The following is a 21,621-nucleotide window of genomic DNA, read 5'->3' on the forward strand; positions in this document are numbered from 1 at the left end:
CCGGAACATGACGACCTATTATGTCGATGCCGCCAACGGTTCTGACAAGAACAGCGGCACGAGTGCGGGCACGGCGTTTCAATCCGTCGCCAAGATTTCCAGTATGAAGCTCAAGGCCGGCGACACGGTTTTGCTGGCGCGCGGCAGCAGCTTTGCCGACATGCTGACCATCAACGGTTCGGGCACGACCGACCAGCCGATCACCATCGCCGCTTATGGGCAGGGCACGGACCCGACCTTCGTCGGCAAGCAGGGTATCTACGGGACGAAGACGAGCAACATCGTCATCAAGGACCTGACCTTCTCGACCAGCTTCAACGCGATCTACGCGGCGCAGACCGAGAATTGGGTCATCGACCACGTCTCGCTGATCAATGCCGGGGCCGGGACGGGGACCGGCAGCATCTCGATGAAGACGAGCAAGAACGTCACCATCTCGAACAGCAAGTTCGACAATGTGTCGAACGACGGCATCTATGTCGTCGACATGACCGACCTGAAGATCGTCAACAACGTCATGACGAACCTGAAGGGCGGCACCGCCGACGGCATTCAGGTGACCAACTCCTCCAACGTCCGGATGACCGGCAACGTCATCGACCAGAGCACCTCGCCGGATTCGACCAAGGGCGGGATCATCGTCAACAATTCGTCGAACGTCGTCGCGTCGGGCAACGAGGTGAAGGGCGGCAGCTTCGGCATTGCGATCAACGGCTGGGACGTCGAGATCACGGACAACAAGCTCAGCGGCCAGAACAAATATGGCTGGTCCTCGGCAATCATGGCGAGCGCCGGGATCAACCTGGGCAACTACAAGATTTCGGGCAACGAGATCGTCGGATCGAACTTCGGCGTGGCGCTGACCGGTCTGTCGCGCGATGGCGACGTCACGCGCCAGAATATGGACATCAGCAAGAACACTTTCGTCAGCGTCGCCACCGCCGCGCTGAAGATCGACAAGCAGACGACCGGCACCTTCCACGACAATGTGGTCATCGACAGCACCCTGTCGCAGATCAAGGGCAACGGCCTGACCGGTGCGTTCAATGTCGTCGGCAACGTCCAGACGACGGCGGCCAATGCCCCCTCGGGCCTGCAAGCCGAAGCCGCCGCCGCCGTCCAGGCCCAGGTCGACGCCGCCGCCAAGGCGCAGGCCGTGGCGATCGCCAAGGCTCAGGCGGACGCCGCCGCGGCCAAGCTGCTCCAGGAAAGCTATAGCGAGAATCTGAACAAGGCGCTGAAGGTCGGGATCAACGCCGATCGCTATGCCATGGACGTGTCGGGCACCAAGATGTCGGGCAACATCATGGACAACGACATCAACGCGGCCGGCAACAAGCTGTCGCTCAGCTCGTTCAACGGGACCAGGATCGGCACCAGCGGCCTGGACCTGAAGGGCACCTACGGCACGCTGCACATCGATCAGAAGGGCCACTTCACTTATGAGCTGGACAGCAACGCGCTCGCCAAGCTGAAGAATGTCAGCGCTCCGGTGGAGAGCTTCCAGTACAAGGCCAATGACAGTGGCAAGGTCGTCACGTCGAACCTGACGATCGATCTGGCGGCCTATATCCGGACGCAGGACTCGGGCAGCGCGGCGGCCAAGGCGGCGCTGAAGGCCGGTCAGCCGATCGAGAAGGCCAAGGCGGTGGACGATTTCTACAAGATCGCCGCCAATGCCCAGACGGTGGTCGGCAATGTCTCGACCAACGACCTGACCTCGGACGGCAGCACCCTGTCGCTCCGCACCGTCGGCGGGCAGCAGTTGAGCAAGGGCGCGGTCGATCTGAAGGGGGCCTATGGCACGCTGCACATCGACGGCACCGGTGCCTTCACCTACACGCTGGACGCCGACGCCAATGCGCGGATGGTGGCCGACCACAAGACCAGCGACAGCTTCGTCTACAAGGCGGCAATCGGCGGCAGCTATGACCAGGGCGCGCTGGTCATCGACCTGACGCCGCACCTGAGCGCGGGCGACATGCTGGTGCTGTAATCCGGCGGTCGGCCGGGGGGCCTGTCTCCCGACCGGCAATCAGCGGACGAAATGATGGGCGGGCTGATCCCTATCGGTCCGCCCATCGTTTTTCGGGCTTCGACAGCCGCTAGGAGGCGGCGACTGCGCCCAGTGGTGCATCGTTTCGGTTATAGCATGATCGCCGATAATCCCGGGTGCTGGACGGGGATGGTCCACTCTGGAAGGAGCATCGGCGCAGGTAAGAAGCTTGCAGAGGATGTCGAGCAATGCAGGCAAGCGCGCCGAAGGCGGCGGACGTGGCATATCGCCGCGATATCGACGGACTTCGTGCGATCGCCATCCTGTTGGTCGTCCTGTTCCATTATGAGGTCCCGCCATTCTCCGCGGGCTATGTCGGCGTCGACATATTCTTCGTCATCAGCGGTTTTCTGATCACCGCGATCCTCCGGCATTCGATCGAAACCGGGCGCTTCCGCTATCGTGACTTTTACCTGCGGCGCGTTCGGCGGCTGATCCCTGCGCTGTTTTGCGTCGTCATCGTCACGACGCTGCTCGCCTGCCTGATCCTGACGCCCTATGAGTTGAAGATCTATGCGCTGACCGCGACCGCGACGCTGACCGGGGTTTCCAACGTCGCCTTTCTGGCATTCACCGATTATTTCTCACCCAAGGCCGTTCGGCAATTGCTGCTGATGGGATGGTCGCTTTCCGTCGAGATGCAATTCTATCTCGTCATCCCGCCCGTCATCCTGTTCGGGCTCCGGCGCGGCGGCGAGGGATTGCGGCGAGTCGTCCTGGTCGCGACGTTATTGTCCTTCGCCGCCACCCTCTTGACCGTTCACTATCGGCCGGTGACGGCCTTCTATCTCATGCCGTTCCGCCTGTGGGAGATCGGGACCGGGGCCCTGATCGCGCTGGGCTCGCCCGATGGGAGTTTTGGGGGGCTGGTCAGGCGGCGTGCGGCCCTGTTGCCGGCGGCGGCCCTGCTGCTCGGCCTGGCGCTGTTCCTCCCGCAGGGCCAGCCGGTGCTGCTCCGACAGGTCCTTGCCGTCGCTGCCGCCGGACTGGTCGTCATGCCGGGCGTTTCCGGCTTGGGGCGGGGGCTGCTCGCCTCGGCACCAATGGTCGGGTTGGGGCGGGTCTCCTATTCCTGGTATCTCTGGCATTGGTCGCCCGTCGCCGTGGTGCATATCCTGGGGATAGAAGTCGGTGCCGCCGTAAGGGGTGGGCTGATCCTCGGCACGCTGCTGATCGCCATCGCCACTTATCATTTCGTCGAGATTCCGTTCCGGCGGGGCGGTGGCGAGCGCGGAATCGCGGGGCGGCGCTATGTCGCCCTTTGGGCAGCGGGGATCGGCTCGCTCTTCCTGATCTTCATCAGTGGCGGAATGGCACGCTGGGCTGCCGCTTCGGTGAGGCAGGTCGACGCCGATGTTCGCAGCGCGATCGGCAATGACTGCCTGGTGGCATATGGCGCGACCGCCCCCCGATCGATGCGCGCCTGCCTTCCATCCGGCACCGGAGCGGCGGTCGCGCTGATCGGGGACAGCCACGCCAACGCGCTGGTCGCCGGGATCGCGGATATGGCCTCAGCCCGTTCGCTGTCCCTGTACCAAATGACGAAGTCCTCGTGCCAGCCGATCCTGGGCTACGACCATTTCCTCGCCAATCACCCGACCCATAGCGCGGAGTGCGCGGCGTTTCTGGCTGAAGCGCTGGCGATCGTTCGGACGCATCCCCGGATACGCACGGTCATCCTCGCTGGCTACTGGTCATCGCTGCTGGAGGTGAGCGCCGATGGCCGGGAGGATGTGGCGAGGCGAAGGCTGGCGCTGGAGGCCGGACTGGGTCGGATGATCGATACCCTCCGAAAGCTGGAGCGGACCGTCATCGTGGTGCAGGACATCCCGCGCTTCTCCGCCGATCCGCATAGCATGGCGTTGAACGATCTCATGCCGGTCCGCGCGTCCCTCGCGCGCGTGCTGGGCGATCGGGAAAGAGAAATGCGGCAGGACCGTATGCCCTGGCAGTCCGTGATGCCGGATCGCGCGCGGGAGGCCGTCGCGCGGCAGGTGGCGCAGCGCCCCGGCGTCATGCTGTTCGATCCGGTGCCGCCGCTCTGCGATCCGGCCGGCTGCCTGTTTCGGGACGGAAAGCGCCGGGTCTTCTATGCGGATATGCACCATCTTTCGACGGCGGGGGCGATTTATACCGCGCGTCGCTTGGCGGGTGTCCAGTCCGCCTTCGAAATCCCCCGATCGGAGGAGGGGCGGCGAAGGCGGCGCGTGCCGTCGGAAATGGCGATGCAATATAGCGACAGGACCAGGATCGGCCAGGTCGCCTGCGGGGCCAGCATCTGCCCCGCCTCGCTGGTGGACACGAGCAGCGCCATGACGATCGCCGCCAGCGCCTTCTGGATCGGGCGATAGTCGGGCGACGACGGATCGATCAGCAGGATGCCGCGGAAGATCGCCGCCAGCATGATCGCAACCCAGGTGAACAGCGCCGGAAAGCCCGAATTCAGCGCGATCTCCAGATAGGTGTTGTGGGTCGAGCGCGGACCCCAAGCGATGGTGCTGGTGAACTGCTGGAAATAGGAGGTCTGGCGGAAGATCGCGAAGCCATGCCCCAGCCACGGCTTGTCGAGCGCGACCGGCCACAGCACTTCCCAGATTTCCGCGCGGCCCGACAGGGTCACGTCCTTGCCGAAGCTGCCTGCCACCTCGCCGAGCAGCGCGACACCCGCGCCGCTGGCGAGGACGATGACCAAAGACAGCGCCAGGGCGAAGGCGATGGCGCGCAGCGTACGTTGCTCGATACGGCTCATAAAGCCGGTGATGACCACCACGCCCGTGCCGACGATCAGCAGGACGATCGCGGTCGACGACAGCGACAGCTTTGCGCCCACCGCCGCCACGGCGCACAGGGCCAGACGAAGCAGCCGGTCCCAGCGCCGAATGTCGAAATCGGGCGGCAGCAGCATGACGAAGGTCAGCGCGCAATAGGCCCCGAAGGCGTTCTTGTGCACGAACATGCCCCGCATCGCGCCGTTCAGCGATCCGCTCATGAAGGCGATGCCGGGAAACAGGATGGAGTAGGTGAAGTTGACGACCAGCAGCACCGCCATCACCCGCCACACGATGTCGAAAGAGGCTTTCGCACCGAAACAGGTTGCCAGGTACATCATCGGCAAGACGATGAGCATCATGGCGATAAAGCCACGCAGCGAACTCATCGGGTTGGCCGATGTCAGGATCGAGCCGATCAGGAATATGCCGAGCAGGCCGACGAGCGGCCCCAGTCGCAGCACCGCACGCGCGGCCATGCGGGGCAATGCGATCGTCGTCAGCGCGATGAACGGCACCAGCGAATAGAGCACCATCTGCATCAGGAACGGGTCGTTGCTGGCATTCTCCGTCTGGGACGTCGGATAGCCGTACCACATCTGCGTGCTGCGATAGATGGCGATGATCGCGGCGGGCAGGATGAGGTAGAGGCGCACGAACCGGGCGATCTGCGCGGCGCGCGACGCCTCCGCCCGACGCCAGGGTGCGGCGGTCGCTCGACCCGCAGCCTCCAGTGCTTGATCCGTCAATCCCACCTCCACAGGCATTCGCGCCCCCGGCGGGAGGCAGTCGTCATCCGGACCCGTTAACCGGGATCAGAACCGATAGGTGGCACTGACCGCGACCTGGCCGTCCTCCGGCCCCAGATCGAGGTTGAACCCACGATCGGTACGGCGAAGATAGCTGATCAACGGCTTGATCGTCCAATGCCGGTCGAGCAGCCAGTTTGCGCCCAGCGTCACGCCCGTCAAGGACGCGCGCCGGATGTCGTTGACATAGGTCGTCCATTGCTGGCGCAGGCCGAGCGTCAGGATGAGATTGCGGCGAACCTCTTCGCTGGCGCTGAGCGTCACATTGGTGAACAGCGCCGCGCGCGCGTCCTGTTGCGCGGCGGTGCGCACCTCGCGCGAGCCCGACAGCGATATCGTCGTCCGCTCGCGCACGAGCCAGTCGAGCTGGGTATCGAAGGTCAGGCCGGTAATGGACGGCGCGGACGGTTCCTGAAAATCGACCCGGATGACGCCCACGCCCGCATGGCCCCGGATCAACTGGGTCAGCGCGCCGCGCAAACCGGCGGTCAGGGTATAGACGTCGGCGTTGCTCCGCTGCCTGGCTTCGGCCAGGTCGAAGCGGCGACGCTCGACATTCAACTGGCCGTACACGGCGCGGGTGCCCCACACGTCATGTTCGATCCGCGCCTCGCCGCTATAGCCGGTGAAGGTCCGAAACCGCTGGTCGGTGATCTGGCCCGCCAGCGAGCGATTGTCCCGAAACTCGGTCCGTGCCACGCCGCCCGTGGCGGTCAGTCGCGTCGAACCATATTCGATGCGCGTGCCCAACTGCCCCGAGGTCAGGTCGTAGATGCTGGGCAGCGCCAGGCTCGACACTTCCTCGACCGCGCTGCGCTCCAACTGGATGCGCTGGTGCGACGCCTCGCTGGTGAAGGAGATATGCGAGGTCGCGTCATAGCGTCCCGCCGTCACCACCCGGTAGGTCGTCGTGTTTTCCGAGGTATAGCGGGCATATTCGCGACGACGGATGAAGCCGCTGAGCACCGCCCGGTGCCGCCCCCAGTCCGAGGTGGCGTCGAAGCCGCCCAGGATATGCGCGAAGACGTCGGTCCGCGGATTTTCCTCGGCATAGACATTGGCGTCATAGGCCAGGCCCGCATCGATATAGGGACGGACCACCATCCCCCCCACACGAAGTCCGGGTGCGTCATAGCCTGGGCGGCGGCGCGTCAGCACCGTCTCGCCCGGCAACCGCAAGGCGCTGAGCGCGCGATCGGCGACCCGCGCGGTCGGCACTTCGGTCTGCTGGGTCGAACCGGAGGGCAGGGGAATATAGGCCGGGACGGATATGGCGTCGCCCGACGGCGCGGCATCGACCGCCGTGTTCGCGACGCCCATGGGTTGTCCGCGCGCATCGACCGGCCGACCGGTCTGCGGATCGACCAGGGGAGGCGGCATGGGTGTGCCGGGCTGTCGCGTGGCCATCGGATCGCTCTGGGCGGGCAAGGTCAGTCGCCCCGGCACCGAAGCGCCGGAGCGGGGCGTCTGCGTCGTCTGCGCCGTGGCGGGCATGGCCAGCGTCGACATCAACAACAGCGTGGCGGACCCTGCCAGGGGAGAACGGACCACCCGATGACCCCTTGTCAGAAATGAACCTCGGGCACCCGGATCGTATCGCCCGGCTGCACCTCGACATCGGCGTCCGGATCGACGCTGTAGAAGGTCGGACCATTGGCCCGGCGGAGCAGCACCCGATGCTCGTTGGCGCGGTAGGTATAGCCGCCCGCCAGCGCCACCGCCGAGGTCAGGGTCGTACCCTCCCGCGCCGGATAGGCACCGGGACGCTGCACCTCGCCCAAAATCGCGAAGGTGCGGAAATCATACACCTCGACCGACACGCTGGGGTTGCGGACATAGCCATTGCCCAGTCGCTTGGTCAGTTCCGCCTCGACCTGGGCACGGGTCAGCCCCTTGACGGGCACTTCGCCGATCAACGGCATCGCGATCGACCCCGCGCCGCCGACGGCGAATTCGCCGCTCAGCTCGGGTTCGCGATAAACGTTAACACGCACCTTGTCGCCGACCCCCAAAGTATAGGGCTGGCGCGCCTTGCCGATCTCGGATGCGGGCAGGGGCGGTGCGTTGGTCGAGGCGCAGCCGGACAGGGCGACGCTGGCGGTCAACAGCGCGATCATTGCCGGGCGCAGGCGGGTAAGCCGCTGAAAGGTCGACATGGTATCCCCCTTGATCCGTTTCCGATCCGCAAATGGCATAGAAGACCATGGCTCGACAAGGCGCTGTGGGATGAGCCTTTTCGTGCCTAATTTTGCGTTAACCAGCGGGATTAAGTCTCATCTAAGCGCCAAGGGGTAAATCGGTCTTCGGTGCACTGTACCGTATGGGAACCCACATGCGAAACAACCTGGCTTACAAGAACAAGGGCGATGCCGCGACCGCGACCAAGGCGGGCGCGTCCGTCGACGCATGGCAGGGTCCGGCTGCGGGTTCGCCGGTCCATAGCTTGCAGGAAAGGCTGTGGAACGAGTTCGATAGCGAGCGCGAGCAGGCGGTCTTCGACAGCTTCAGCGCGAAGCAGGCGGTGGCCCCCTCGCGCATCCGCTGGATGATGACCCCGGCGCTGATCCTGTCCGGTGCGGTGGGCGGCTGGGCGCTGTTCTATGCCGGATCGGTCGCCGGTCTCTACTGACTTTTCCCGCCGGGCGTGGGGGCACGCCCGATCTTTCCCAAAGTCCCGGATCGAGACATGAGGTTGGAAACACGCCAGCCCTTGTCGCGGTCCGGTTTCATCACCCTTGGCTCACACAGAGCCTCACGCAGCTTCCTTTAAAGGCTAACGGGCATGAATCAGGCACACGTCGTCGACATCTTCGCCTATGACGACCGGTCGGAGGAACGGACGCTGCTGCAGCGTCGCGGCGTTCTTCGGATCGATGGCGATGTGCGTCCTTATGACGTGGTCGTGCTCGACCTGACCCGCGAAGGGTGCCGGATCGAAACGAACCTGCCCATCGCGGAGGGAACGGGGATCGAGATCGGGCTGGCCAATATCGGCCGCGTCCGCGCCACGGCGGTGTGGCAGGGCGTCGAGGGGCTGGGCTGCGTCTTCGACCGGCCGTTGCCGTCGGGTGCGATCACCGCGGCACAGGGGCCGACGAACGTCTTGTCCTTTTCGGGCGAGGAAATGGCCAGCCAACAGGCCATGGGGCCCTATAAGCTGCGCGCGCGGACCCGTATGATGATCCTGGGCGGCGCGTGCCTGTTGTCGTGGGGCGTGATCGCCGCCGGGGTGCTGATGGCGGTTTGAACCGCCGACGATCTGGTTCAAAACCGCGCCGTCGCCTGGATCACGCGGCGGCGCGTTCCTCTTCGATGATCGCGCGCGCGACGACCGCGCATTGTCCGCATTTCGGTTGGCGCCCGAGCGCCTGATACATCTGGCAGGGAGTCATCGATCCGGCCCGCGCACAGTCGCGGACTTGCGATTCCCGGATGGCATTGCACACGCAAACGACCAAGGCGCTCTCCATCATCTACGCCCTTCGTTTAGCGCTAATGAGAGTGGATCGCAAGGCTGTTGAGATGCGTTTGCAGATATTATCGGGGTCGGTCGAAACCCGCCCGCACTCCGGCACGCCATAATCGCTCCAGCGGTCCCTGGCCGAAATGGTCGAGCCAGGGCTTCGACCAGAGCAGCATCAGCCCCCACATCGGCGCGACCAGCAGATACAGGCTCGCCCGCGTCCAATGCGCAAACTGGCCCAACCCATGGCCATAGAAGATGAGCGTCATGACGATGCTGGTCGCCAGATAATTGGTGAAGGCCATCCGACCGGCGGCGGCGATTCGCACGGTCCACCAACCGCCGGGTCTGAGCAGGAGCAGGATGAGCGCGGCATAGCCGAGCGTACCGATCAGCCGGAACGGCACGTTGAGGAACAACTCCACCAGCGCCACCGCCCGCACGTCGTAACCGCTCGCCATGACCGCACTCGCCATCGCCGCATAGGCCGCGCATGACAGGGTAATGCCGAAGGCGGCCCATCGCCGATAGCGCCGTCGCGGCCATTGCCCGGTCAGGAACCCCGACTTCAACGCCGCCATCCCAAGCAGCATGGCGCTGAGCGTATCGGGACCGATCTGGATGAGGTCGAACAGGGGATTGCCGTTACTCGCCAGCCGGTACGCCGTGGAGGTGGCCCAGGAGCCGCGCATCGCCGCGATCTCCGGGGCCAGTCGGGCCGGGTCGGGTGTACCGAAGGCGAGTTGATACAGGTCCCACAGCGCCACCGATTGCGGCGTGTCGCGCGCGGCGGCGGCGAACAGGCCGAAACATTCCAGCCAGCCCATCGCCATCGACAGCCCCGCCATCGCGATCGCGGTCCAGCACAGCGCCCGCGCGCTCAGTCCGACAAAGCCCAGCGCGATCACGCCGACCAGCGCATAATGGGTCAGGATGTCGCCCGTCCAGATGAAGGTCAGATGGACGAGGCCGAACAGGAACAGAACCGCCATGCGCCGCAAATGGATCGACGCGCCGTTCAGACCGGTGGCATCCGCGCGCTGGAGGATCAGCAGCGTCGATGCCCCGAACAGCAGCGAGAACAGGCCCCGCATCCGCCCGTTGACGAACGTCTCGGTCAGGAACCACGCGCCCAGATCGATCGGGCGTGTCCCGCCCCAGGCCATGGGGTTGGAATAGGCCGGGTCGGGCAGTGCGAAGCCCGGCAGGTTGGCGAGCAGGATCGCCATCACCGCCACGCCGCGCAGCACGTCCAGCGTCACCAGCCGTTCGCCCCTCTCGGCGACGGTGAGAAGCGAGGGGGCGGGGGCGGGACCGTCGACCAAAATAATGCTCCGTTTGCGTATCGCGCGGACTTACCGGTCGGGGGTCAGGATGCAACCGCCCGTCCGCCGAAGCATTGCCATTCCATGGGATTATCACCTCGCCTGACCGGACGCGCCACCGCCCGCGCGCATCATTCACCGGCCGCCCAGGCGTTTCTCCACAAGATCGAACCCTTCTTCGCCGGAAGCGACGTGACCGGCGGGCCGCTGCTGATCGCAACGATCGTGGCGCTCATCCTGACCAACAGTCCTTGGGCGGGGGCCTATGAGGGATTCTGGGACACGCCCGTGGCGATCGGTTTCGGTACGGCGGAGGTGTCGCACAGGCTGGCCGAATGGATCGACCATGCGTTGTTGCCGCTATTCTTCGTCATCGTCGGCGCGGATGTGAAGCGCGAGATGGTGACCGGGCCGCTCGCCCATTGGCGGAGCGCGGCCTTTCCGCTGGCCGGGGCGGTCGGCGGGATGCTGGTGCCGGTCGCCCTTTATCTGCTTGTCGCCGGGGGAACCCCCGCCGCGCCGGGCTGGGGCAGCGTCATCACCACCGATACCGCCTTCGGGCTGGCGCTGATCGCCTTGTTCGCGACGCGATTGCCGGTCGGGCTGCGTGCCTTGATGCTGGCCTTCGCAGCGGTGGACGATGTCGGCGGGCTGCTGGTCATCGCCTTTGCCTATAGCGATTCGATCGATGTGCGCGGTTTGATCACGGCGGGCGTCGCGCTGGCGGGGATCGTAGGCCTGCGTCGGGTCGGCTGGGTGTCGTCTGTCCCCTATGTCCTGCTGGCGCTGTTCGTCTGGGGCGGGGTGCTGGAGTCGGGCATCCACGCGACCATTGCGGGCGTGATGATCGGCCTGACCGTCCCGGTCGCGCCGCGGCTGGAACAGCGCGACTTCGCGCAGCGGGTGCAGCACCGGGTCGACCAGTTCCAGACCGCGCATGGCGCGGCGGAGCGGGCCGGTGACGATGAGGAGGAACAGCAGTTGCGCGAGCGCGCTGATGAGCGGCTGGGCTATCTTCAGGAAATGGCATCGGCGACCCGGGTCGCGAGCAGCCGGTTGATCGAGATACTGACGCCCTGGGTCAATTACATCGTCTTGCCGTTGTTTGCGCTGTCCAATGTCCGCATCCACTTCTCATCGGATCTGCTGACGATGATCGGCAGCCCGCTGGTGTTGGGTGTCGTACTGGGCCTGGTGGTCGGCAAGCCGTTGGGTTTTCTGGTCTTTACCTGGGCAGCGAGTGCGCTCGGGCTGGCGCGGCGACCGGATCAGGTGAGTTGGCCGATGGTGATGGGCGTAGGTGCACTGGCCGGGATCGGCTTCACCATTTCGCTGTTCATCGCGGGGCTGGCCTTTGGCGATGGCGAGATGCGCGAGGCGGCATCGCTCGGCGTGCTCATCGCCTCGATCCTGGCGGCGGGGACCGGCTATGCGATCCTCCGCTTCTGCGCGGAGCCCCGGCACGTGGCCGAGGCTCCAGTAGAGACCTAGGGCCGGACGACATTCCCCATTCCTCCCCTTACAGGGAAGGAATAGTGCCCCTTCCACCCGAATGCCGATCGGCTCTAGGCGAGGGCGGCGTCGGCGCCCATCAGCGCGGGGAAAAAGCCCTCATGCGCGCGGCGCAGATCGTCGAGCGAGGCGACGAAATCGCCATCCTCGCGCTCGAAGATCAGGCGGCTGCCCGCCGTGCGACCGATCCGCTCGACCTCGACGCCCGCCTGATGCGCGTTCGCCAGGAAGTCGATCAGCGCTGTGTCCTCCACCGTCGCCACATACAGCCCCTGATCCTCCGCGAACAGCTGGCGGCAGGCCTCGCCCTGTTCGGGGAACTGGATGAGCGCGCCGATATTGCCGGCCAGCGCCATTTCCGCGACGGTCACGGCGATGCCGCCGTCCGACACGTCGTGCACGGCGGTCAGATGCCCGGCGGTGATCGATTCGCGGACCAGATCGCCGGTGCGACGCTCGGCATCCAGGTCGATCGAGGGCGGCGGACCCGCCTCGCGACCTTCGATCCCATGGACTTCGCGCAGCCACAGCGACTGGCCGATCTCCCCCTTCGGCGTGCCGATCAGGACGATGACGTCGCCGGTGCCCTTGAAGGCGATGGTCGCCGACTTGGACCAGTCCGCCATCAGTCCGACCCCGCCGATCGCCGGGGTCGGCAGGATCGCCGAGCCGCCGCCGGTCGCCTTCGATTCGTTGTAGAGCGAGACGTTGCCCGACACGATCGGATAATCGAGCGCGCGGCACGCCTGGCTCATACCGTCGAGACAGCCGACGATCTGGCCCATGATTTCGGGTCGCTGCGGGTTGGCGAAGTTGAGGCAGTTGGTGATGGCGAGCGGCTTGGCGCCCACCGCCGTGATGTTGCGCCACGTCTCGACCACCGCCTGCATGCCGCCGGTAACAGGGTCGGCATAGCAATAGCGCGGCGTGCAGTCGGTGCTCATCGCGAGCCCCTTTTGCGTGCCATGGACGCGGACCACGGCGGCGTCGCCACCGGGGCGCTGCACCGTGTCGCCGCCGACCATATGGTCATATTGCTCCCAGATCCACCGACGCGAGGCGATGTCGGGCGAGCCCATAAGCTTCAGCAGGTCCGCCGCCGGGTCCTGGCAGCCGGGCGACTGGATCGCCGCGGGCACCTCGGTCGGCACGTGCGGACGGTCATAGAGCGGCGCGTCGTCGGCAAGCGGCCCGAGCGGAATGTCGCACACGACCTCGCCCTTGTGGCGCAGGACCATGCGGCCCGTCTCGGTCACATGGCCGATGACCGCGAAGTCCAGTTCCCATTTGCGGAAGATGGCTTCGGCGAAATCCTCGCGGCCGGGCTTGAGCACCATGAGCATCCGCTCCTGGCTCTCCGACAGCATCATCTCATAAGGGGTCATGCCCTCTTCGCGCTGGGGCACGTCGTCCATGATGAGTTCGATGCCGACGCCGCCCTTGGACGCCATCTCGACGCTCGACGAGGTCAGGCCCGCCGCGCCCATGTCCTGGATGGCGACGATCGCGTCAGAGGCCATGAGTTCGAGGCATGCCTCGATCAGCAGCTTCTCGGTGAAGGGGTCGCCGACCTGCACGGTCGGGCGCTTGGCGTCCGCGTCCTCGCCGAAATCGGCCGAGGCCATGGTCGCGCCGTGGATGCCGTCGCGGCCGGTCTTGGAACCGACATAGACGATCGGATTGCCGACGCCGCTGGCGGCCGAATAGAAGATCTTGTCCTGATCCGCGACGCCGACCGTCATCGCATTGACCAGGATGTTGCCGTCATAGGCCGGGTGGAAGTTCACCTCGCCGCCGACGGTCGGCACGCCGACGCAATTGCCATAGCCGCCGATGCCATGGACCACGCCCGAGATCAGGTGGCGCATCTTGGGGTGATCGGGCCGTCCGAAGCGCAGTGCGTTGAGGTTCGCGACCGGCCGTGCGCCCATGGTGAACACGTCGCGCAGGATACCGCCGACGCCCGTTGCCGCGCCCTGATAGGGTTCGATGTACGAGGGATGGTTGTGGCTCTCCATCTTGAAGATCGCCGCCTGGCCGTCGCCGATGTCGATGACGCCCGCATTCTCGCCGGGGCCACAAATGACCTGAGGCCCTTCGGTCGGCAGCTTCTTCAGGTGGATGCGGCTCGACTTGTAGCTGCAATGCTCCGACCACATCACCGAGAAGATGCCGAGTTCCACGAGATTGGGCTCGCGGCCCAGCGCGGTCAGGACGCGCTGATATTCTTCTTCGGACAGGCCGTGGTCGGCGACGATCTGGGGCGTGATCTCGGTCATGGCCCGCGCCTTTAACGCGGTGTCGCGGGTTCGTCACTATCGCTATGCGCGAAGTTGCTATCCGAAGTGCATCGCCAGCGCGATGGCGACGCCCGACAGCGCCATCGCACCCGCGATCCAGCCCGCGCCGGTGCGGATCGCGACCTCGATCCCGCTGGTCGAGAGGGCGGGATTCTCGCTCTCCAGCTTGCGGGTCGTGGCGCGGATCAGCCGGGGCAGGTCGTCGCCCAGCCGATCGAGTTCCAGCGCCAGCGCGGCGGCGCGCCGGGTCCAGCGTTCGGGCGAGAGTCGCGCCTCGACGATCCGCGCGCTGGCCCGGCGAAGCGCGGCGGACAGGTCGAAGTCAGGCTGAATACCGCTCAGCACCCCGTCGATGGTGATCAGCGCCTTGAACAACAGCAGCATGTCGGGCTGAAGGACGATGCGTTCCTCGCGCAGCACGGGGAAGATATCGCCCAGGATCGCCGCCAGCTTCAGCGCGCCGCCGCCATGGCGGGCAACCAGCCGGTCGGCGACCGCCTGGAAACGTTCGGGTGTGATATCATCGGTTTGCGACCAGTTCTTCAGTGTCCCCGCCAGCACGGCCGGGTCGCTGTTGGCGATGGACTGGGTAAAGGCGATCACCTCCTCGCGCCTGCGGGGGGAGACATGGCCGATCAGTCCCAGGTCGAGCATCGCGATACGGTTGCCGGGCAGGCAGAGCAGGTTGCCGGGATGCGGGTCGCCATGGAAGCGTCCATTGATCAACGTCATGTCGAGCACGATGTCGGCCCCGACCGATGCGATGGCGGCGGGGTCTATTCCTGCGGCCCGCAGCACATCGGCACTGCGGGGCGGGACGCCGTCGATAAAATCCATCACCAGCAGCGTCTCGGAGCTGTACGTCCAGTGGATCGTCGGCACCACGACACGCGCGTCGCCCGCAAAGTCTTCGCGCAGCCGGTCGGCGTTGCGGCCTTCGTTGGTGAAGTCGAGTTCTTCGAGGATGTCGCGGCCCAGTTCGCGGATCATCCGCACCGCGCCGTATCGCCGCGCCTCGGCATTGGTCGCCTCGACCATCGACGCTAGTTGGGTCAGCAGGCGGAGGTCGGCCTCCATGACGCCACGGATACCGGGGCGGCGGATTTTGAGGACGACTTCGGTGCCGTCGGCCAGCGCGGCCCGGTGCACCTGGGCGATGGAGGCGGCGGCGAGCGGCTCGGCGTCGAAGCGGGCGAACGCCGTCTCAGGCGATTCGCCCAGCGCCGCCTCCACCTGCTCGCGCAACTGGTCGAAGGGCAGGCGCGGGGCGGCGCTGTGCAGCCGCTCCAGTTCGGCAATCCATTCGGGCGGGAGCAGATCGGCGCGCGTCGCCAATATCTGACCCAGCTTGACCCAGACCGGCCCCAACGCCTCCATCGCCTGGCGGGTGCGGGCGGGGAGGTCGAAGGGCAGGGCATCAGGATCACGCCGCGCCGGATCGAGCCCCAGCCGTGCCAGTAGCACATCGAGCCCATAGCGCGACGCGGTGGCGATCACCTCGGCCAGCCGGGCTCGGTCCCGCGCCGCCACCCGGATCGCGCCCAGCATCATGGCCTCAGATATAAGGCGGCTGGGTATGGCCCGCCGGGCTGAGCGTGAAGATCTCGCAGCCTTCCTCGGTGATGCCGATCGAATGCTCGAACTGTGCCGACAGCGACCGGTCGCGCGTCACCGCCGTCCAGCCATCGTCGAGCAGCTTTACGTCCGGGCGGCCGATATTGATCATCGGTTCGATGGTGAAGATCATGCCGGGCTTCAATTCGGGCCCGGTGCCGGGGCGGCCGACATGAACCACTTCCGGCGCGTCATGGAACAACAGGCCCAGGCCGTGGCCGCAGAAATCGCGGACCACGCCGTAGCGATGCTTCTCGGCATGACGCTCGATGGCGTTGGCGACATCGCCCATATGGTTGCCGGGCTTGGCCTGCTCGATGCCCAGCATCAGGCATTCATAGGTGACCTCGACCAGCTTGCGCGCCTTCAGCGGAACATCGCCGATCAGGTACATGCGGCTCGTGTCGCCGTGCCAGCCATCGACGATCGGGGTTACGTCGACATTGACGATATCGCCGGACTTCAGCGTCTTGTCCGATGGAATGCCGTGGCAGACGACATGGTTGATCGAGATACAGGTCGAATGCGCATAGCCCCGATAGCCCAAGGTCGCAGGGACCCCGCCACGCTCGACGATGAACGCATGGACCAGCCGGTTGATCTCGGCGGTGGTGACGCCGGGCACCATATGCGGCACCAGCATGTCCAGCGTCTCGGCGGCCAGTCGGCCCGCCTTGTGCATGCCATCGAATGCCTCGCGGCCCCACAGCTTGATCGCGCCGGTCCGCCCCTGGGGCGCGTCGGCGGAAACGGTCACATAATCGGTCATGACGGCGATATAGCGTGGCGCGGGCGATTTTGCGAGGCTATGTCCGGCGCCATGGAATCCGGGCCCCACCAAGAGCGTATCTGGACCGCCGCGCTGGTCGTCATCGGTGACGAAATCCTCTCCGGGCGGACGCAGGACAAGAATGTCGCGCAGCTCGCCACCTGGCTGAACGTCCAGGGAATCCGACTGGTCGAGGTGCGCGTCGTCGCCGACCGGACGGAGGCGATCGTCGAGGCGGTGAACACCCTGAGGGCGCGCAACGACTATCTGTTCACCACCGGCGGCATCGGGCCGACGCATGACGACATCACCGTCGATGCGATCGCCGAGGCGCTGGGCGTCGCGGTGATCGAACATGCCGAGGCGCGGGCGATCCTCGACCATTATTATGCCGAACGCGGCGGCGTCACGGCGGCGCGGGCTCGCATGGCACGCACGCCGGAGGGGGCTTCGCTGATCCCCAACCGCGTCTCGGGCGCGCCCGGCATTCGGGTGGGCAATGTCTTCATCATGGCGGGCGTGCCGCACATCACGGCGGGGATGCTCGACGCGCTGACCGGCACGCTGGAGGGCGGGCGGCCCGTCGTGTCCCGCACGATCGGATGCTGGGTCGGCGAGAGCGAGGTCGCCGACCTGCTGCGCACCGCCGAAAAGGCGCATGAGGGCGTCGCGATCGGCAGCTATCCCTTTTTTCGCGAAGGACGGACGGGCGCCAATTTCGTCGTGCGCAGCGCCGATCCGGCCTTGGCCGACGATTGTATCCGGGCGTTGATCGACGCCCTGGAAAAGGCCGGGCATGCTGTCGTCCACGACGGCATATGATCCCGGTATCCTTTCGTTAGTCTTGTTCCGTCAGAAGGAAGCGGGCGCCGCCGGTGAAAGGACAGGCGCCCCGAAAGGCCGTTATGCAGTGGTTTCCGATGCGAGGTGATGGCGGAGTGACGGGGGCGTCGGTGTTTCGCGACATGATGTTCGGACGCTGACCGCCATGACCGCCCCCATATTGGTGACCGGCGCGGCCGGATTTGTCGGCCATGCCACCGCCCATCGCCTGCTCGCCCGTGGGGAGCGGGTGATCGGTGTCGATATCGTCAACGACTATTACGACCCCGCGCTCAAGCAGGCACGGCTCGCCAGTTTCGAGGGCATGGACGGTTTCACCTTCCACCGTCTGGACATTGCCGAACCGGATGCCATCGCCTCGCTGATGCGGCAGCATGGGATCACCCGCGTGGTCCATCTCGCGGCGCAGGCTGGCGTCCGGCACAGTATCGACCATCCCTTCGCCTATGAACGCTCCAACCTGGCGGGCCACCTCGCCGTGCTGGAGGCCTGTCGGCACCAGCCGGGGTTCGAACATTTGGTCTATGCCTCGTCCAGCTCCATCTATGGCGACAAGCCGATGGGCGGGCAGGGCTTTCGCGAGGACGAGCCCGCGATTGCGCCCGTCTCGCTCTATGCCGCCACCAAGCGGGCGGGCGAGTTGATGAGCCAGTCCTACGCCACGCTCTACGGCTTCCCGCAGACCGGTTTGCGGTTCTTTACCGCCTATGGGCCATGGGGGCGGCCCGACATGGCCTATTTCTCCTTCACCCGGCGCATCCTGGCCGGTGAGCCCATCGAGATTTTCGGCGAAGGCCGCATGGCGCGGGACTTCACCTATATCGACGATATCGTCGACGGCATCGTCGGCGTGCTCGACCGCCCGCATGACGGCGGCGAGCACCGCATCCTGAACATCGGCGGCAGCCACCCGGTTGGCCTGATGAGCATGATCGCCACGCTGGAGGCCGCGCTGAGCCGCGAGGCGATCAAGATCATGAAGCCGATGCAGCCCGGCGACGTGACCGCGACCTATGCCGATGTCTCGCGGCTCCATGCCCTGACCGGTTATCGACCGAAGGTGGCGCTGGAAGAGGGGCTGGGGCGGTTCGTCAAATGGTACCGCGACTATCACCGCGTCTGACGCACCGCTTTGTCCTTGCAACGCTCCGCCGGTTTGAATAGTGAGCGTGCACGCAATCGGATGAGGACATGCCCATCCGAATGGCTTCGCGGGTGTAGCTCAATGGTAGAGCAGAAGCTTCCCAAGCTTACGACGAGGGTTCGATTCCCTTCACCCGCTCCATCACAACCGTACATTCCTCCACAATCGGCTTTCCGGTCGCTAGTCCGATGATCGCGGCAAGGCGGCCTTGTACCTCGATATCGACGCCGCGCCCCGATTTGGTGGGTGTGAGGACGATACGGTCGATCAGGGCGCGAAGCGCCGGTATCGTCGCTTCCTTGGCGTCCGGGTCGCTCAACAGCATGTGCAGGTTTTCCACCTCACGCCGATAGTCCGCTGCGACGGTCGGGTGGAGCGCGACGACTGGTAGCGCCTCGACGGCGCTCAGTTCCTCGCGTGCGGCGTCGCGATCTTGGCGGGCCTGCGCCAGCGCGTCTTTCACTTCGGCAAATTCCCCGCCGCCATTGGCGATGGCCGCGACCAGTCGCGAAACCTTCCGTTCGGCTTCGTCAATCACCCGCTGAAGGCGGGTGGTGTCGCGGCGCGTTTCCGCCGCCCGGCGCGCATATTCCTCGTGATACTCCTTCACGAAGATTGCCACCATGTCGGGGTCGAGCATCTTCGATGTGAGACCCGCCAGCACGCGCTCTTCAAACCGCTTGTTCGTGATCGTCGCCCCGTTTGGGCAGCTGTCGTCAAACTTGTGCGTCGTGCATCCCCAACGATCGCCGCTGATGACGATGTAAGACCCGCCGCAAAGGCCGCACTGTCCAAGGCCGGAAAGCATCCTGCGCGTCCTTACGCGGCGGCGGAGCGGCTTTTGGGCCGTATGGTCGAATCGCGTTCGGGTCGCATCCCAATCCTCTTGCGCGATAATGCGGAGGTGGGGAACCTCTTCGGTGATCCATTCCGAGGCGGGGTTGACGCGGATGGCCACCTTGCGGGTCGCCGGGTGGACAACCTTGCTGGTCCGGTTGTGGATCAGTCGGCCGACATAGAGTTCGTTCCGAAGAATACCGTTGCCGCGCGGGCCGTCACCATTGATGGTCGAGGCGCGCCATATCGCGCCGCGCGGGCCGGGGATGCCTTCGCGGTTCAATGTCCCGGCGATCGTCCTGGCGCTTTGCCCGTCGACAAAGAGGCGGAAGATGCGGCGGACGACTTCCGACTGTTCCGGGTCGATTTCGCGCAGGCCGCGCACGGGTCGGCCGCTGGCGTCGATCCGGTTCGCGGTGCGATAGCCATAGGCCAGCCCGGCCGGGGAGCGGCCGGACGCCACGGTGCCTTTCTGGCCGCGCTTGATCTTCGCGCCCAGCTCCTTGCGGAACTGCGCGTCCATGAGCCCCTTGAAGGTGCCCGAAATGTCGTTGACCTCGCCGTCCGACAGCGTGAACAGCCGGGCGCGAGCGTAACTCAAGCGTTCCCGAATGGCGAAGCTGTCGCCTTGGTGGCGGGCAATGCGGTCCGTGGATTCCGCTAGAACCTGATCGACGCCACCCGCCTCGACCCGCGCCAGCATGGCGGCAAGGCCGGGGCGCTGGGCTTCGGTGATCCCGGCCGCGCCGGAAATCGCATAGTCGGTGAAAATGTCGAGGATGGTCCAGCCTTCGCGCTCGCATCGTTCGCGACAGACGGCAATCTGATCCTCGATCGAGCGGCTATTCTGAAGGTGGCTGGAGAACCGGGCGTAAATGACGGTCCGCACTGTCTGTCTTCCTCTGTCGCGCCCGGTCGATATCGCGGGCGGCGGCCTGTCGTGCGAGCGCTTTGACGAACTCGATTAGGGCCGGATCGTGATCCTTGCCCGAATCGCGGGCGATTCGCGACGGGGCGTTCATATCGGGTCGAACCCATGCCGGATGCGAAGGGCCGCGAAGCTGACCGCATCCATACGGCCCGCTTCGTGATCCTCATCCCGGTAGCGCTGCATCAAGCCGTTTCGGATTTGAGCGGCGCGCTTGCCGGTGGCCTTGTCGCCTCGCGTCCCGTCCCGCGTCTGGCGGGCGGCCATGGCGTAGAGGGTCAGCACCCGGCCGCGCACGGTCGCCCGGTTGCTCCATGCGGTACGATGCTCGACCGAGCAAAATAGCTGGCGCTGATCGAGAGGCGTGAAGATGGCCCTGCACTCGGGACACTCGCGGGGCGGGTAGGCCACGCGCGGCCGCTTCTTTTCCGGGAGGGCTTGTAACGAGTCCATTACGCTGCCTCCCGATCGGTCCGCGCCATGAACAGAACATGGTCCGCCGCGATCCAGATATGGGGCAGCGCGCCCGGTGCGACCGGCTCAAACTGCCATGCCAAGGCCGCAGCGCATTCGATCATGGTCCGATCGCGTGCCAGTGCGGCGGTCGCCTTCGCCACGCTCCGAAGGTCCGCTTGAATTTCGGACAGGCTCGCACCGTAAAGGTGCGGCCATTCCGCTGGCATTTCCAATTCGGCGAGGCTTTCCACGTCGCGCCAAATGGCGACCACGGCGGCCATCACGCGTTCCCTTTGCCGCGCGTCGTCGGGCTTCATGATGCCCTTTCCGACTGCGGCCGGGTCTTTGGTGCGACGATCGGCGAGGAACTGTTCCGACGCCTGCGCCAGCTGCGACCACTGATCCCGCAAGCGGGGGTAGGCCGGTCGCGCATCGGATGCGAAGGTGACGCCGATCATGGCGCGCGCCCGTTCGCAATCTCTAGGAGAACATCGGCGTGGCAGGGCTTATCGAGTGGGCACCAACAGGCGAGATTCTTGCCGCGCAGCGCCTCGAAATAGTTAGGTATCTCGCGAGCGACCCCGATGGCGTATTCACGGTGGAACGCCACAGCGCGCTCCCGCGTACCCTCGTGCGCGATAATGAAATCATTGCCCCACCGCGTGGTGCGATCGACCTTCACGGTGTTGGGCGGCATCCGCCAACCCTTCTTGCGGGATAGCTGGACTCGGCAAGGCGCGATCATGCCTCATTCCTCCCATCGCTACCGAGCGAAACAGCGGTGATGCGTCCGCGCA

At 65.6% G+C, this 21,621-nt stretch carries 18 protein-coding genes, 1 tRNA gene and 1 pseudogene; 8 read left to right on the top strand and 12 right to left on the bottom strand.

What is annotated here, in order from left to right; all coding sequences use genetic code 11:
- Positions 1-7: 7 nt before the first annotated feature.
- Together SM191_RS09740 and SM191_RS09745 are read left to right on the top strand one after the other, a co-directional pair.
- Complete coding sequence (locus tag SM191_RS09740) at positions 8-1,996, top strand: right-handed parallel beta-helix repeat-containing protein (protein ID WP_341506026.1); 1,989 nt, start codon at positions 8-10, stop codon at positions 1,994-1,996.
- A gap of 278 nt (positions 1,997-2,274) precedes the next feature.
- Positions 2,275-4,407, top strand: a complete 2,133-nt coding sequence (locus SM191_RS09745) for an acyltransferase family protein (protein WP_341506027.1) — start codon at positions 2,275-2,277, stop codon at positions 4,405-4,407.
- Between the two features lie 71 nt (positions 4,408-4,478).
- On the opposite strand, the pseudogene SM191_RS09750 reads toward SM191_RS09745, so the two are convergent.
- The 3 genes and pseudogenes from SM191_RS09750 to SM191_RS09760 all read right to left on the bottom strand — a co-directional run.
- A pseudogene (locus SM191_RS09750) lies at positions 4,479-5,591 on the bottom strand (O-antigen ligase family protein); the annotation flags it as partial.
- A gap of 48 nt (positions 5,592-5,639) precedes the next feature.
- Positions 5,640-7,184 carry an outer membrane beta-barrel protein gene (locus SM191_RS09755; RefSeq protein WP_341506028.1) on the bottom strand — a complete coding sequence of 515 codons (1,545 nt, stop codon included), beginning with the start codon at positions 7,182-7,184 and terminating at the stop codon, positions 5,640-5,642.
- Positions 7,185-7,198: 14 nt separating this feature from the next.
- A complete protein-coding gene (locus tag SM191_RS09760) occupies positions 7,199-7,789 on the bottom strand; it encodes a polysaccharide biosynthesis/export family protein (protein WP_307000292.1) in 591 nt (196 codons plus the stop codon).
- 176 nt (positions 7,790-7,965) lie between these two features.
- Here SM191_RS09760 and SM191_RS09765 point away from each other — a divergent pair, with 176 nt between their 5' ends.
- On the top strand, positions 7,966-8,262 hold the full coding sequence (locus SM191_RS09765; RefSeq protein ID WP_307000294.1) for a hypothetical protein: 297 nt from the start codon (positions 7,966-7,968) through the stop codon (positions 8,260-8,262).
- A gap of 153 nt (positions 8,263-8,415) precedes the next feature.
- The gene (locus tag SM191_RS09770; RefSeq protein WP_307000296.1) at positions 8,416-8,880 is read left to right on the top strand and encodes a PilZ domain-containing protein; all 465 of its coding nucleotides are present in this window, start codon (positions 8,416-8,418) and stop codon (positions 8,878-8,880) included.
- Positions 8,881-8,920: 40 nt separating this feature from the next.
- Here SM191_RS09770 and SM191_RS09775 read toward each other — a convergent pair whose 3' ends face one another.
- Positions 8,921-9,091, bottom strand: coding sequence for a (2Fe-2S)-binding protein (locus SM191_RS09775; protein WP_267432725.1), 171 nt, complete (start codon positions 9,089-9,091; stop codon positions 8,921-8,923).
- Positions 9,092-9,170: 79 nt separating this feature from the next.
- Positions 9,171-10,421 (bottom strand): DUF418 domain-containing protein, encoded by a 1,251-nt coding sequence (locus SM191_RS09780; RefSeq protein ID WP_341506029.1) that lies wholly within the window; start codon positions 10,419-10,421, stop codon positions 9,171-9,173.
- A gap of 84 nt (positions 10,422-10,505) precedes the next feature.
- Between SM191_RS09780 and nhaA the strand changes: the two genes are divergently transcribed.
- On the top strand, positions 10,506-11,912 hold the full coding sequence (gene nhaA / locus SM191_RS09785) for a Na+/H+ antiporter NhaA (protein WP_341506030.1): 1,407 nt from the start codon (positions 10,506-10,508) through the stop codon (positions 11,910-11,912).
- A 74-nt stretch (positions 11,913-11,986) separates the two neighbouring features.
- Here nhaA and purL read toward each other — a convergent pair whose 3' ends face one another.
- Genes purL through map form a run of 3 tightly spaced genes read right to left on the bottom strand, consistent with a single transcriptional unit; the run spans position 11,987 to position 16,616 of the window.
- Entirely contained in the window at positions 11,987-14,212 is a 2,226-nt protein-coding gene (gene purL, locus SM191_RS09790) for a phosphoribosylformylglycinamidine synthase subunit PurL (protein ID WP_341506031.1), read from the bottom strand.
- Positions 14,213-14,269: 57 nt separating this feature from the next.
- Entirely contained in the window at positions 14,270-15,781 is a 1,512-nt protein-coding gene (locus SM191_RS09795) for an ABC1 kinase family protein (RefSeq protein WP_341506032.1), read from the bottom strand.
- A gap of 7 nt (positions 15,782-15,788) precedes the next feature.
- Complete coding sequence (map, locus tag SM191_RS09800; protein ID WP_341506033.1) at positions 15,789-16,616, bottom strand: type I methionyl aminopeptidase; 828 nt, start codon at positions 16,614-16,616, stop codon at positions 15,789-15,791.
- Between the two features lie 51 nt (positions 16,617-16,667).
- Here map and SM191_RS09805 point away from each other — a divergent pair, with 51 nt between their 5' ends.
- From SM191_RS09805 to SM191_RS09815, 3 genes are all read left to right on the top strand, one after another.
- Positions 16,668-17,438, top strand: coding sequence for a competence/damage-inducible protein A (locus SM191_RS09805; protein ID WP_341506034.1), 771 nt, complete (start codon positions 16,668-16,670; stop codon positions 17,436-17,438).
- Positions 17,439-17,604: 166 nt separating this feature from the next.
- The gene (locus SM191_RS09810) at positions 17,605-18,582 is read left to right on the top strand and encodes an NAD-dependent epimerase/dehydratase family protein (protein ID WP_341506035.1); all 978 of its coding nucleotides are present in this window, start codon (positions 17,605-17,607) and stop codon (positions 18,580-18,582) included.
- 88 nt (positions 18,583-18,670) lie between these two features.
- Positions 18,671-18,744: transfer RNA gene (locus SM191_RS09815), tRNA-Gly, on the top strand.
- Here SM191_RS09815 and SM191_RS09820 read toward each other — a convergent pair.
- From SM191_RS09820 to SM191_RS09835, 4 genes are all read right to left on the bottom strand, one after another.
- The gene (locus SM191_RS09820) at positions 18,710-20,329 is read right to left on the bottom strand and encodes a recombinase family protein (RefSeq protein ID WP_341506036.1); all 1,620 of its coding nucleotides are present in this window, start codon (positions 20,327-20,329) and stop codon (positions 18,710-18,712) included. The two genes, SM191_RS09815 and SM191_RS09820, sit on opposite strands and share 35 nt — an antisense overlap.
- 129 nt (positions 20,330-20,458) lie before the next feature.
- The gene (locus tag SM191_RS09825; RefSeq protein ID WP_341506037.1) at positions 20,459-20,779 is read right to left on the bottom strand and encodes a hypothetical protein; all 321 of its coding nucleotides are present in this window, start codon (positions 20,777-20,779) and stop codon (positions 20,459-20,461) included.
- 41 nt (positions 20,780-20,820) lie between these two features.
- Complete coding sequence (locus SM191_RS09830; protein ID WP_341506038.1) at positions 20,821-21,282, bottom strand: hypothetical protein; 462 nt, start codon at positions 21,280-21,282, stop codon at positions 20,821-20,823.
- Positions 21,279-21,569, bottom strand: a complete 291-nt coding sequence (locus SM191_RS09835; RefSeq protein WP_341506039.1) for a DUF4326 domain-containing protein — start codon at positions 21,567-21,569, stop codon at positions 21,279-21,281. Before SM191_RS09835 ends, SM191_RS09830 begins: the two co-directional genes overlap by 4 nt.
- Positions 21,570-21,621: the final 52 nt, after the last annotated feature.

Source organism: Sphingomonas sp. 2378 (assembly GCF_038084995.1).
Lineage (GTDB): Bacteria > Pseudomonadota > Alphaproteobacteria > Sphingomonadales > Sphingomonadaceae > Sphingomonas.